The following is a 12,616-nucleotide window of genomic DNA, read 5'->3' on the forward strand; positions in this document are numbered from 1 at the left end:
CGCACACTTTCGTATGCGGGGCCCAACCGTAGAACTGACTTCTAGTGGCCGTGACCGTTCGTCGACGGTTCGCCGTCCTGGTACTCCTTGAGGGCGAGCAGCGACTTGTGGTGTGCCTCGTGTTCGGCTTCCACCAGTGCGGCTTGCTCGTCGGCGGGGTCGGCGAACAGGAACGAGCCGGTGCCGGGTGCGCCGGCCGATCCGAGCTTGTTCATGCGCTGAGGTACCGCTGCGCCCTGGTATTCCAGGGGGATGGCGTGGCCGTGCTCGTCGACACCGGCCAGTGGCTGGTGCAGCTCGATGTACTCGCCGTGTGGCAGTCGCTTGATGATGCCGGTTTCGATGCCGTGCTCTAGGACCGCGCGGTCGCTGCGCTGTAGGCCGATGGCCCATCGGTAGGCGAGGTAGTAGACCACGATCGGCAAGATCACCATGCCGATGCGGCCGATCCACGTGGTCGCGTTCAGCGAGATGTGGAACTTGAGCGCGATGATGTCGTTCATCGCGGCCAGCGTCAGGATCATGTAGAAGGAGATCGCTGCCGCGCCAACGGCGGTGCGTACCGGGGCGTCACGCGGACGCTGCAACAGGTTGTGGTGCGCATCGTCACCGGTGAGCTTCTTCTCGATGAACGGGTACATCGTCAGCAGTCCGAAGACCACACCCATGATCAGGGCGACTGCGAAGACCGCCGGCACGGTGTGTCCGAAGATGTACAGCTCCCACGCGGGCCACAGACGGGCCAGACCCTCGGTCCACATCATGTAGAAGTCCGGCTGGCTGCCCGCGGACACCTGGGACGGCTTGTAGGGGCCCAGCAGCCAGATGGGGTTGATCTGCAGCAGACCACTCATCAGCGCCAGGATGGCGGTGGTGAAGGCGAAGAACGAACCACCCTTGAGCGCGAACACCGGCAGGATCCGCACACCGACGACGTTCTTCTCGGTGGCACCGGGTCCGGGGAACTGGGTGTGCTTCTGGTACCAGACGAGGGCCAGGTGAACGGCGATGAGCGCCAGGATGATCGCCGGGATCAGCAGGATGTGCAGCGCGTACATGCGTGGGATGAACACGTTGCCCGGGAAGTCGCCGCCGAACAGCGCCCAGTGCAGCCAGGTGCCGACGACCGGGACACCCAGCGTGATGGACGACATCGCGGCACGCAGGCCGATGCCGGAGAGCAGGTCATCGGGCAGCGAGTAGCCGAAGTAACCCTCGAACATTGCCAGGATCAGCAGCAGCGAGCCGATGACCCAGTTGGCTTCGCGGGGACGGCGGAACGCACCGGTGAAGAAGATGCGCGCCATGTGCACCATGATCGAGGCCGCGAACATCAGGGCGGCCCAGTGGTGAATCTGGCGCACGAACAGTCCGCCGCGAACCTCGAAGCTGATGTTCAGCGCTGTTTCGTAGGCCTTGGACATCTGCACACCGCGCAGCGGCTGGTACACGCCGTTGTAGGTGACCTCGGCCATCGACGGGTCGAAGAACAGCGTCAGGTACACGCCCGAGAGCAGCAGGATGATGAAGCTGTACAGCGCGATCTCACCGAGCATGAACGACCAGTGGGTCGGGAAGACCTTGTTGATCTGTCGCTTCATCCCGGCGGCAAGGTGGTACCGCGAGTCCATCGCCTCGCCCTGGGCGGCGGCGATCTTGCCTATGCGAGAGGGTTTTTGGACGGCGTCCGTGGCTCGATCACTCATGATTTGCGCTCCCAGAATGCGGGTCCGACGGGTTCAACGAAGTCGCCGTTGGCGACGAGGTATCCGTCCTTGTCGACGGTGATCGGCAGCTGCGCCAGCGCGCGGGCGGCCGGCCCGAAGATGGGCTTGGCGAAGTGCAGCGCATCGAACTGCGACTGGTGGCACGGGCACAGGATGCGGTAGGTCTGCTGCTCGAAAAGCGATGTGGGGCAACCCAGGTGCGAGCAGATCTTGGTGTACGCGAACAGGTCGCCGTAGTTGAAGCTTTCCTGTCCCTTGCGCTTGATCACCTTGGGCATGTCGACGGGCCGCACCCGGATGATCATGACGGGGTTACGCACGCCCATCTGGATGTGCGACAGCTTCTCGTGCGATTCCACGGTGGTGCCATCGCCATCGGACTCGCGCCAGGGGAACACGGTCTCCATGCCGCCGGCGTCGATGTCCTCGGGACGGATCTTGAGCAGGACATTGGAGCTGCTGCCCACGGCCCGTCCGAGGTAGATGGTCTCGCCCTTGTACCGCGGGGTCCAGCCGCTGGTGAGCAGCACGGGCTGCTTGCCGTTGGCGGTGGGAACCACGCGCGCCCAGGGGTTCTTGATGATGCCGCCGATGAGGGCGACTGTGGCACCGGCACCCATGGCGCCGACACCGAAGCCCAGGGCTCGGATGATCATCTTGCGACGGGGAAGCGTCGAGGTGTCCAGGGTGTCCTGCAGCTGCGCGACGATGGTCTTGCGGTCCACCTCGGAGGATCCCGGGCCGTCGTGACGGTCCTGGATCGAGATCTCCTGCGGGATGAACTTCTTGGTGTACAGCACCGCACCGATACCCAGCGAGAGCACCGACAGGCCCAGCGTCAGGCCGTACAACGGCGTGGCCAGGTTGTAGACCGCGTTGCCGGGATCGCCCAGCGGCTTGTACTCCCACGGCCAGAACAGGAACACCCCGAGCAGGGCGAGTCCGAACACACCACCGAGGGCGAACCACAGCGCGATCTGACGCTCCGCGCGCTTCTCGGCCTTGGTGCCCTCGACCGGCCAGCGCGGCTCGCGGTAGACAATCTCGACACCGTCGAGATTGGTACCAAGCTTGACCAACTCGTCGCGGCTCATGCTCGCGAGCTGCTCGGCGCTCGGGATCTCTGGCTTGTCAGCGTCACTCACGCTCACGCGCGTGCTCCAATCCACAGTGCCGCGGCGATGGCGGCGACGATGCCGATGATCCACATGGCCATGCCCTCAGAGGACGGGCCGAAGCCCCCCAGGCCGTAACCGCCCGGATCGGGGGTCTCGGCCGAAGCGCGGACATACGCGACGATGTCCTTCTTCTCTTCGGGGGTGAGCTGACGATCGGAGAACTTGGGCATGTTCTGCGGTCCGGTCAGCATCGCGGTGTAGATCTGCGCCTCGCTGGCCGGGTCGAGTTCGGGGGCGAACTTACCCGACGAGAGCGCTCCACCGCGGCCGGTGAAGTTGTGGCATGACGCGCAGTTCAGGCGGAACAGATCGCCACCGCGGGCGATGTTGTTGCCGCGCAGCGACTCCTGCGCCACCGCACCATCGGCATCGCGAATCACCTGCGGGCCGCCACCGTTGGCCTGGATGTAGGCGCCCAGGGCGTCGGTCTGCTCTTCGTCGAAGATCGGGTCCTTGCGCTGGGCCTGAGCCTCGTTGCGCATGGCCGGCATACGTCCGGTGGAGACCTGGAAGTAGACGGCCGCCTCGCCCACGCCGATGAGGCTGGGGCCGCGGTCGGGCACACCTTGCAGGTTGGCGCCGTGGCAGGTGATGCACGAGGTTTCGTACAGCTGCTTGCCGGTACGCAGCAGGGCCGACTTGTCCTCGTCGGCCACCGCGACCTGCGGGGTTGGCGTGAAGGTAGAGGCCAAGCCGCCCGCAACCACCAGTGCGATCAGCAGCAGCAAACCTGCTGAGACGCGACGGCGGAACTTGCGGCGTGCGCGATTCTTGGCGGCTGTGTCCTTTACGGGCTCCACGCTCACCTGTTGTGCTCCCTTCACCGGGCTGGGCTGGGTCTTTGGGCCGTCGGGCATTTAGCGGACAAAGTAGATGGTGGCGAACAATGCGATCCACACGATGTCGACGAAGTGCCAGTAGTAGGACACGACGATCGCGGAGGTCGCCTGGGCCGGAGTGAACTTACTCATCCGGGTGCGAATCAGCAGATAGACGAAGGCGACCAGACCGCCGATGACGTGCAGGCCGTGGAAGCCGGTGGCCAAGTAGAAGGTTGAGCCGTACGAGCTACTCGCGATCGTGGTGCCCTCGTGCACGAGGTTCATGTATTCGTAGCCCTGGCCGAGGACGAAGAAGGTGCCCATGATGAGGGTGATGACGTACCAGCGGCGCAGCCCGAAGACGTCCCCGCGTTCTGCGGCGAACACACCCATCTGACAGGTGAAGGACGACGCGACCAGCACCGCGGTGACGGGGATGGCAAGCCCGAGGTTCAGCTCGGTGGGCTCCGGTGGCCAGTTACCGCCGGACTGGGCCCGCGCGGTGAAGTAGAAGGCAAAGAGCCCAGCAAAGAACATCAATTCACTGGAAAGCCACACAATGGTGCCAACACTCACCATATTGGGCCGGTTCAGTGAATGAACCCGCTGGGTAATGGCGGTTCCCGCCGGCGATCCTGGGGCTGCTGCGGTCGTCACGTCGTAAGTATGACGCTTTGTAGTTGTCGAGAGCCACCCGGGTCCGACATTGATTTGTGACCGACTCTCCACAGCATGCGTGGCCTCTGGAGAGAGCGGTATCGATGACCTGCGCCCGGCGTGTCGCGGCAGGCTCCGAAGGCATTTAGTCCTTTGTTGTCACCGCCGTGTCCATGGGACCATTTGCGGCGTGCTGGAACATTCCTGGCCCCAGGTGTTGGGGGAGCTGACCAACCGTCGCGACCTTGCGGCAGGGCAGGCGGCCTGGGCCATGGACCAGATCATGACGGGGACGGCGACACCAGCCCAGATCGCGGCCTTCGGGGTCTCGATGCGGATGAAGCGTCCGACCTCGGACGAGGTGTCCGAGCTGGCCGACACCATGCTGTCCCACGCGATCGGCTTTTCCTCCGGCGCGGATGGCGGCCCCATCGGTGCCAACGCCGTCGACATCGTCGGCACCGGGGGCGACGGCGCCAATACGGTGAACCTGTCCACCATGGCCTCGATCGTGGTGGCGGCCTGCGGGGTGCCGGTGGTCAAGCACGGCAACCGGGCGGCATCCTCCCTGGCCGGTGGCGCCGACACGCTGGAGGCGCTGGGTGTGCGCATCGATCTGGGCCCCGATCAGGTGGTGAGCAGTCTTGCCGAGGTCGGTATCGGATTCTGCTTCGCGCCGCATTTTCATCCGTCGTACCGGTACGCCTCGGCGGTGCGCCGCGAGATCGGCGTTCCCACCGTCTTCAACCTGCTGGGTCCTCTGACGAATCCGGCCCGCCCGAGGGCGGGTCTGATCGGCTGTGCTTTCGCCGACCTGGCCGAGGTCACCGCGGGGGTGTTCGCGGGGCGCGGGGCCAGCGTGCTGGTGGTGCACGGTGACGATGGACTCGACGAGCTGACCACCACCACGACCAGCACCATCTGGCGGGTTCAGGCGGGCACCGTCGACAAGCTGCGGTTCGACCCGGCGGCCTTCGGGTTCGCGCGGGCACGGCTGGAGGAGTTGGTAGGTGGCGATCCCGGGTTCAACGCCGCGGAGGTTCGGGCGGTGCTGGGTGGTCGCGCGGGTGCCGTGCGGGACGCGGTGGTGCTCAATGCGGCCGGCGCGATGGTCGCGCACGCCGGGTTGGCCAGCGATGCCCAATGGGTGCCCGCCTGGGAGGACGCGCTGGCCCGAGTGTCCACCGCGATCGACTCAGGGGCCGCGGCGGCGCTGCTGGACCAGTGGATCACTGTCAGCCGGCGACTCGGGAAGGAACAAGACGAGACGTGAGCGGCGGATCTATATCCACGGTTGCCGGTTGTTGAACCAGGCTTGATAGTCGGGGTGGCTGTCCAGGAACGGTTGGATCTGAGCGCGTCTTAGCTCCCAGGGGAACTGGTGCACTCGCGCGAATTCTTCGGCCAGGTCGGGGTGGGCGTCGAGATAGTCCTGGACGTCAGGTGGGTAGGGCGCGTTGTCGTTGGTGGGGCACCGATATGGGCACGTGTCCGTCCAGGTGGGTTGCCAGTTGTCCCAGTAGCCGCTATTGGCCCAGTCGTAGGCATATGTGTCATCCCAGGCCAGGTCGCGGTTCCAATTCCAGTGATAGGGCCAGCGGTGCCGCGCGTACAGCTCTGAATCGCCGGTAGGCCTTTGGCCGGGCTTGGCGGCCTCCTGGCGTCCCGGCTCGTTGCCGCCGGATGCGGGTGCTGGTGTGGTCTTGGCTGGCGCGGCCGACGGGTTGGTGCTCGTCGACGGTTCGTCTGCGGCGGCGGTAGGTGCCGTGGACACCGGCGCCTTGGCCGCGGGCACCGGTGTGGCCGCGGTGCTGCTGGCTGGTTCGTGTGGCTGGGCCGTCGGTGGCACTGGGGCGTTGCCGCCCTTGGGGGGCTCTGCCGGATTCTCCTCGTGAGGGGTTGACAGGGGTGTCTGTGCTTGTGGCGGGGTCGCCGATGCTGCGGGGGCAGGCGCCACCGGTGCGGGCGCCGCTGCGGGTTCGGGTAGGGATACCGCCGGTGCGGGTGCCGTCACAGGTTCGGGCACAGACACCACAGGAGCCGGGGCGGGGGCGGGCGGATCGGGGGGTGCCGCCCAGCCGAAGGCGGGCGAGCAAATCATCACTACGGCAATCGATCCCGATACGAACAGGAGCCGCCTACCCCGTGACCGTTTCATGGTTTTCTCCGCGTCTGTGATGCCGACAAATTCGCCCTCGCCAATGCGATAGTGCCTGCGGTAACTGGCGATAGCGTCGTCGGCAACTGTGAAAAACCTGTGTCTTCAGGCCAACTCGTGTCAGTCAGTCGCCAACTGCTGGCGTGCGAGCGCTTGCCACTGCTGCAGGTGCGGGTCGGTCGCGGGATTCCGCGGGGTGATGGCATAGGTCAGTGCGACTCCGCGCATGCTGGTGTTCAGTAATTCGCGCAGTGCCGTGTACTGCGGGCGTGCGGTGAGCGTCGGCCCAAAGAAGTTGTCGGTCGCGGTTCGGACCAGCTGTCCGATGGCGTGTTCCTCGGGGGCCAGTGCTGCTCGTAACTCTTTGTGGGTCCGCGCCGCGATCCACAACTCCATGGACGCCCAGAAGTATGGCTGCGCGTAGGTCGCCCACATGCTGGCGACGGCAGCGTCGATTCGCTCGTCCGGACCATCCGGCCAGTCGGTGCGATCACGTTGCGCGCGAACGCGTTCCTCGGCTAGATGGTGCACAGCCGCGACCAGTAATGCATCGCGGGAAGGGAAATGGTGTAACAGCTTGCCGCGGGACACGCCGGCTTCCTGCTGAATCCGGACGGTGGTCGCCGCGGCATAACCCTCAGTGACCAGGATGTCGAGTGCCGCGTCGAGAATGCGGCGTCGGCTCTCGCGGCTTCTGGCCTGTTCGGCGCGTTGGGTGGCTACCACCTGTGCAGGCTATCCGGTCACGTCACGCCCGATGAGCCGCCGCGCGATGACCCACTGCTGCAGTTCGTTGGCACCCTCGAATATTTCGAGGATCTTCGCGTCGCGGTAGAGCTCTTCGAGCCGTACGGATTCGCCGGTTTCGGCTACCCGCCGCGCGAATCCGTAGCCGCCGTGGATCTGGAGAGCGTCGCGCACGGTGTCTACCGCGACCCTGGTTCCATGGGCCTTGGCCATCGCGGCTTCGGGTTCGGCGCTTGCTTCGCCGCGATCCAATCGGGCCGCGGCCTTCTGGTAAAGCGAACGGGCGCATTCGATTTCGGTAGCACGCTCGGCCATTTTGAATTGCCAGTACTGCATCCTGCCGAGCGGTCCGCCGAACAGGTTGCGGGTGCGCAGGCGGTGCACGGCAAGATCCAGCGCCGCCTGCGCGACGCCGACGCCGGCGGCGCCTATGCCGATTCGCCCACGGGTGAGACATGAGATCGCGACCGACAGACCCGCACCGACGTCGCCCAGCACATTCTCGGAGGGGACGAAGACATCCTCGAACACGATGTCGGCGGTGAGCTGGCCGCGGTGGCCCATCTTCAGATCGGGGTCTCCGACCCGGATGCCGGGGGAGTTCTTCAGATCGATCAGGAGCATCGTCTGGCGTTCGCCGGTGCGCACCAATGCGGCCACCCACTGCGCGACAACGCTATTGGTGATCCATCGCTTGCGCCCGTTCACGATGAATCCGCCCGATGTCTCCTGTGCCACCGTGTGCATTGCCCCGACGGACAAGTCGCTGCTGGCATCCGGCTCGGTGGTCGCGAAGGAAAACGCCTGCTGGCCCGACACGAGTTCGGGGATGAGGGCCTCGCGCAACGTGTCCGAGGCAAACGCGAGGGCCTGTGGCACCAGAATGCACTGCCCGTCATAGACGCCGGCCATCGACGACGAGTGATACGCGATTTCCTCGGTGACGGTGCATGTCCCGAGTGCCGGGTAAGACAGGCCGAGTCCGAAGGGGTGCGCGAACGGGACGGCGAATAGCCCGGCATCGGCGAGGCCGCGGAACGCGTCCCAGGGGAAGCTGTCGCGGGTCTCCTCCTGTGCACCGATTCTGCGGGCCACCGGTGCCAGCGTGCGCTCGATCGCCGACCGCGCGCGATGTCGGAGTTCGACCACTTCATCGGGTAACCAGATGTCGCAGGACATCACATCCTGTGTGCGTGCCACGGTCGTCAGCTGTGCGGTCACGAGCGAGCCTCCTTGTCGTCTACATAAACAGTCATATCAGACTGTTTATGTAGACGACAAGATATGCGAGCTTGACCCTGTAGTGCGCTACAGGGTCAACAATGGCGTCATGCGCAGTGGCGAGGTGGCCTCCGAGGCCGGCGTGAGTGTTCAGACGGTGCGGTATTACGAACGCCGGGGCCTGCTTTCGCGGCCGCCGCGGTCCTCGTCGGGATACCGGGCCTACCCGGTGGACGCCGTCGAGGTCGTCCGTTTTGTCAAGAGAGCACAGGAACACGGATTCACACTCGATGAGGTCGACGAACTGCTGCAGCTGGCCGACGGTGGGCCCGAGGACTGTCAGGCCGCTCGTGACCTGGCGCAGTCCAAAATCGACCAACTGGCAGCGAGGGCAGCCGAACTAAACCGGATGATGCGGTCGCTGACCGACCTCGTCGATACTTGCGACCGACCACGCAAGGACCGCAGCTGCCCGCTTGTCCGGACCCTGAACAACGAGGGGACGGCACGATGAATCTGGAGATCCTGCAGGTGCCCGACTGCCCGAATGTCGCAGTGCTGCAAGACCGAATCGCTGACGCGCTGGAGGCGGAACGCGTTACCGCGACAATCGTCCACCGCGTGATAGAGAGTCTGGCCGCCGCCGAGCAGTTCGGTATGACCGGGTCGCCAACGTTACTCGTCGACGGCAAGGACCCCTTCGGTGAACCCGGGCTGGCACCCGCGGTGTCCTGTCGCCTGTATCCGGCGGAGGACGGCAATCGATACGACGGAGCGCCATCGGTCACCGCACTTCGCGCCGTCCTGCGCGTCGTCCGCGACAACGACTGCGATGCGACCGTCGCGACGTTGGGGCAGTGGAGTGGTTTGACGCTGCCCGAGGGCACCATCGAGCGCGCGATTCATGGTGCCGCCTTGCGCGCCTTTGCATTCGGTGGCGTGGCGCCCACACCGGACGAGCTCGCCGCGGTCTCCGGCGTCGACATGGCAGTGGTGGGTGCCGTGCTGGAAAATCTCCACCGGACGGACATCATTCGTCTTGACGACGAGGGCCGAATCGCTTCGGTGTATCCGTTCTCCGCGACCGCCACGGAGCATCGGGTTCGGATCCATGGCGGTGCCGAGGTGTATGCGATGTGTGCGGTCGACGCACTGGGGATTTCCGCGATGTTGGGTGGCCGACCTATCACCATCGATTCGGTCGACCACCACACGTCCGGGGCCATCGCTATCCGGGTGGACGGCGATGCCGCGACAGCCGATCCGGAATCCGTGGTGGTTTTCCTCGGGATGCAGATGGCAGAGGGTCCGCGGGCGGAAACCTGCTGCGGCCACATCAATTTCTTCACGGACTACGAGTCGGCCGAAACGTGGTCGGCCGCGCACCCGCAAGTGACCGGAACCGTGCTTGATCTGGCTGCCGCGACTCGATGTGGCGTGGCGCTCTTTGGCTCCTTGCTGACCAGAGAAGCCGACGGGACCGCCGTCAGCCCGCAGCCCGGGAATGAACAGGGCTAGCGACCCTGACCAGCTCGGCCATTCCCCAGTCGTCTTGATGGACGCTGTGTGCCATGCGTGCACTATGCGCTGTCGCCACCCAATCCCGCAGCGGGCCAGAGCATCCCGTGGCCTCGGCGTAGCCCTGGGTCGAGGACACGATGCGTACTCCGGGCTCGGCCAGCCAGCGGGTGACCAGCCCGATCTCCTCGGGTGCGGCCCCGCCGAACGGTTCCGGTGTGGGTAGCACCACCTGAGCCGACGCCGAGGCCGCCGCCACCACCGGCATCGGGGGGACGCCGCGGCGGGCGACCGCGGCACCGGCCAGTTGTCCGTGTCGCACTACCGCGAGCTGCCATCCGCCCGCGCCGTCGGGGCGTGCGGCGATCAGCTCCTCGATACGCGAGAGCGCGTGTAAGCGGTGCTGGCGGGCCAGGGCTCCGATGAGGGCGGCCGCCGCGTCGCGTTGTCGCGCTGCGGTTTCGTAGCGTGAGAGGGCGCCGAGTTCGGCCACCCGGTCGCACATGGCGTGCAGCGGATCTCCTTGTGTGCCCGCGAGGACGGCGAGCGCCGTGACGAGGCAGTCCCGGTATCCGACCGCGTCCACCCCGGCCGGCGCGGGACACGGCGAGGCGGTGTCGTGCGGGTAGGACTGGCCGTCACAACCGGGGCCATGCCGTCCGTTGGTGCCGATGCGCGTGGTGCAGGTGCGGACGCCGCTGAACCGGGCAAGGGTCAGGGCGGCGGTCGTCGCGTCGCCACGCGCACGAAACGGGCCGAACATGGACCGTCCGCCGGTGGTTCGGACGACGGCGAACCGGGGGAACGGCTCGTCGGTGAGCACCACCCACCACCAGCGATGCGGGAAGCGGGACTTGCGGTTGTACGGTGGTGCGTGCGCACCCAACAGTCGCAGCTCGCGCACCGCGGCCTCCAGCGGGTGCGCGCAGGTCACGTGGTCCACCGTGGTTGCGAGGGTGACCATCTCGCGCATCCGGCCGCGGGGGTCCGCGCCGGTGAAGTACTGCTGCACCCGTCGGCGCAGGTTGACAGCAGTGCCCACGTACAGCACCTCGCCCGATGGTCCGCGGAACAGGTAAACCCCTGGTGCGTAAGGCATTCCATCGGCCAGGGTGCGCTTGCCACGTAGCTCGTTGGGCACATGGGTGCGATAGCGTCGCAGCTCACCCATGGTGTCGACGCCTTGGTTGCCCACCCGGCCGATGAGCGCGTGCAGGACGTCGACGGTGGCCCGGGCATCGTCGAGCGCACGGTGGTTGGGGGTGGTCGTCGCGCCGAGCAGCTGGGCCAGCGCACCCAGGCTCACGCGGGGGGCCTCATCGCGCGAGAGCACCCGGCGCGCCAGCCGGACGGTGCACAGCACGGTGGGGTGCGGCCAGTCGATTCCGCATTGCCGTGCGGCGGCCTTGAGGAACCCGATGTCGAAACCGGCGTTATGGGCGACCAGTACTGCGCCGCGGGCGAATTCGAGGAAAGCCGGCAACACCTGTTCGATCGGTGGCGCGTCCACCAGCATTGCCGAGGTGATGCCGGTGAGACGGACGATCTGTGGTGGCAGCGATCGTTTCGGATCGACCAGCGTGGCCAGCTCTCCAAGTACCTCGCCGCCACGCACCTTCACCGCGCCGATCTCGGTGATCGCGTCGTTCTCCGCACTGCCGCCGGTTGTCTCCAGGTCCACCACCACAAAGGTGGTGTCGCGCAGCGCCTGCGCCGATGACCCCGACGAGGAGTCCACCTCGTCGAAGGTCAGTTGCGTCATGTGGTGACGGTAAGACCAGGGACCGACATTTCGGGTTCACGCCACGGGGGTACAGATCAACGCGAATGCGTCCCTCGTCGCCTCCACACCGTCTGCCCCAATCGACTGCCCAAGGCGTAAGCGCAGTTCGGCGCGCTGAGGATCGTCGAGCATTAGATACCTGGAGAGCGTGAGCACCATCTCCGTGTATGTCTCCGCCGGGAACTGTAGCTGCTGGGTGAAATGCCGACGCTCTGCGTGGTAGCCGGCCCGCTCGATCGTCTGGACGAGTCTGTCCCTCTCGGAGTCCGTCGGCTTTTGTGTGGACTGGGTTCTGTAGTCGGCGAGTATTGCGCCGATGTCTTGCCGGGCCGGCCTGGTGGGCACGATGTGATTCCACGCCAAGACTAATCGGCCACCGGGGCGCAGGATCCCCAAAGTCTTCTCCAACGCCAACTGGGGCTGCACCCAGTGGAACGACTCAGCGAACAGCACCATCTCAAATGAACGTCCGGAGGGCGCCCAATCTTCGTACGACGCCACTTCCACGTCGATGCCCTTGGCTGCAGCGACCTGAGCCATCCGGGCGTCGGGTTCCACGGCAGTCACCTGTGCTCCGGCGGCTGTCAGCTGCGTGGACGCGATGCCCGTGCCCGCGCCGACATCCAGAATCCGTGGACGGCTGCCGGTGGGCACTAGTTCGTCGATGAATGCCTGCGGGTAGCGCGGGCGGTACCTGTCATACGAGTCCGCCACGCCTCCAAAGGATTCAGCTCTGCGGCGGTCTGTGTATGTGAGGCGCGGCTGCTCGGTCATATCGTCAGCATGCCTAGGAATCCTGGGCAGCC

The 12,616-nt window shown here is 65.9% G+C and carries 12 protein-coding genes; 3 read left to right on the forward strand and 9 right to left on the reverse strand.

Annotation, left to right across the window (positions count from 1 at the left end; translation table 11 throughout):
- Positions 1–41: 41 nt before the first annotated feature.
- From qcrB to ctaE, 4 genes are read right to left on the reverse strand one after another with little or no spacing between them, the layout of a single operon-like run.
- Entirely contained in the window at positions 42–1,706 is a 1,665-nt protein-coding gene (qcrB, locus tag MYCSP_RS08730) for a cytochrome bc1 complex cytochrome b subunit (RefSeq protein ID WP_088413617.1), read from the reverse strand.
- Positions 1,703–2,872 (reverse strand): cytochrome bc1 complex Rieske iron-sulfur subunit, encoded by a 1,170-nt coding sequence (gene qcrA, locus MYCSP_RS08735; RefSeq protein WP_162266220.1) that lies wholly within the window; start codon positions 2,870–2,872, stop codon positions 1,703–1,705. Before qcrA ends, qcrB begins: the two co-directional genes overlap by 4 nt.
- A gap of 2 nt (positions 2,873–2,874) precedes the next feature.
- Positions 2,875–3,762, reverse strand: coding sequence for a cytochrome bc1 complex diheme cytochrome c subunit (gene qcrC, locus MYCSP_RS08740; protein ID WP_083335947.1), 888 nt, complete (start codon positions 3,760–3,762; stop codon positions 2,875–2,877).
- A complete protein-coding gene (ctaE, locus tag MYCSP_RS08745; protein ID WP_070910972.1) occupies positions 3,763–4,383 on the reverse strand; it encodes an aa3-type cytochrome oxidase subunit III in 621 nt (206 codons plus the stop codon).
- Between the two features lie 190 nt (positions 4,384–4,573).
- Between ctaE and trpD the strand changes: the two genes are divergently transcribed.
- Positions 4,574–5,656, forward strand: coding sequence for an anthranilate phosphoribosyltransferase (gene trpD / locus MYCSP_RS08750; RefSeq protein WP_088413619.1), 1,083 nt, complete (start codon positions 4,574–4,576; stop codon positions 5,654–5,656).
- Between the two features lie 9 nt (positions 5,657–5,665).
- On the opposite strand, the gene MYCSP_RS23085 is transcribed toward trpD, so the two are convergent.
- From MYCSP_RS23085 to MYCSP_RS08765, 3 genes are all read right to left on the reverse strand, one after another.
- A complete protein-coding gene (locus MYCSP_RS23085) occupies positions 5,666–6,541 on the reverse strand; it encodes a hemophore-related protein (RefSeq protein WP_157886164.1) in 876 nt (291 codons plus the stop codon).
- Between the two features lie 120 nt (positions 6,542–6,661).
- Positions 6,662–7,267, reverse strand: a complete 606-nt coding sequence (locus MYCSP_RS08760) for a TetR/AcrR family transcriptional regulator (protein WP_088413621.1) — start codon at positions 7,265–7,267, stop codon at positions 6,662–6,664.
- A 9-nt stretch (positions 7,268–7,276) separates the two neighbouring features.
- Positions 7,277–8,467 carry an acyl-CoA dehydrogenase family protein gene (locus MYCSP_RS08765; RefSeq protein WP_088415537.1) on the reverse strand — a complete coding sequence of 397 codons (1,191 nt, stop codon included), beginning with the start codon at positions 8,465–8,467 and terminating at the stop codon, positions 7,277–7,279.
- A gap of 151 nt (positions 8,468–8,618) precedes the next feature.
- On the opposite strand from MYCSP_RS08765, the gene MYCSP_RS08770 reads away from it, so the two are divergent.
- On the forward strand, positions 8,619–9,023 hold the full coding sequence (locus tag MYCSP_RS08770; protein ID WP_083019992.1) for a MerR family transcriptional regulator: 405 nt from the start codon (positions 8,619–8,621) through the stop codon (positions 9,021–9,023).
- Complete coding sequence (locus MYCSP_RS08775; RefSeq protein ID WP_088413622.1) at positions 9,020–10,027, forward strand: alkylmercury lyase family protein; 1,008 nt, start codon at positions 9,020–9,022, stop codon at positions 10,025–10,027. Before MYCSP_RS08770 ends, MYCSP_RS08775 begins: the two co-directional genes overlap by 4 nt.
- On the opposite strand, the gene MYCSP_RS08780 is transcribed toward MYCSP_RS08775, so the two are convergent.
- Both MYCSP_RS08780 and MYCSP_RS08785 read right to left on the reverse strand, forming a co-directional pair.
- The gene (locus tag MYCSP_RS08780; protein WP_083019971.1) at positions 9,996–11,789 is read right to left on the reverse strand and encodes a DEDD exonuclease domain-containing protein; all 1,794 of its coding nucleotides are present in this window, start codon (positions 11,787–11,789) and stop codon (positions 9,996–9,998) included. The two genes, MYCSP_RS08775 and MYCSP_RS08780, sit on opposite strands and share 32 nt — an antisense overlap.
- A gap of 36 nt (positions 11,790–11,825) precedes the next feature.
- The gene (locus MYCSP_RS08785; RefSeq protein ID WP_088415538.1) at positions 11,826–12,584 is read right to left on the reverse strand and encodes a class I SAM-dependent methyltransferase; all 759 of its coding nucleotides are present in this window, start codon (positions 12,582–12,584) and stop codon (positions 11,826–11,828) included.
- Positions 12,585–12,616 lie beyond the last annotated feature (32 nt).

The organism is Mycobacteroides saopaulense, assembly GCF_001456355.1.
GTDB classification, from domain to species: Bacteria; Actinomycetota; Actinomycetes; order Mycobacteriales; family Mycobacteriaceae; genus Mycobacterium; species Mycobacterium saopaulense.

Coding starts and splice junctions, on each gene's coding strand:
- qcrB (WP_088413617.1), bottom strand. CDS start 1,706: ATGAGTGATCGAGCCACGGACGCCGTCCAAAAACCCTCTCGCATAGGC.
- qcrC (WP_083335947.1), bottom strand. CDS start 3,762: ATGCCCGACGGCCCAAAGACCCAGCCCAGCCCGGTGAAGGGAGCACAA.
- MYCSP_RS23085 (WP_157886164.1), bottom strand. CDS start 6,541: ATGAAACGGTCACGGGGTAGGCGGCTCCTGTTCGTATCGGGATCGATT.
- MYCSP_RS08765 (WP_088415537.1), bottom strand. CDS start 8,467: ATGTCCTGCGACATCTGGTTACCCGATGAAGTGGTCGAACTCCGACAT.
- MYCSP_RS08770 (WP_083019992.1), top strand. CDS start 8,619: ATGCGCAGTGGCGAGGTGGCCTCCGAGGCCGGCGTGAGTGTTCAGACG.
- MYCSP_RS08775 (WP_088413622.1), top strand. CDS start 9,020: ATGAATCTGGAGATCCTGCAGGTGCCCGACTGCCCGAATGTCGCAGTG.
- MYCSP_RS08780 (WP_083019971.1), bottom strand. CDS start 11,789: ATGACGCAACTGACCTTCGACGAGGTGGACTCCTCGTCGGGGTCATCG.
- MYCSP_RS08785 (WP_088415538.1), bottom strand. CDS start 12,584: ATGACCGAGCAGCCGCGCCTCACATACACAGACCGCCGCAGAGCTGAA.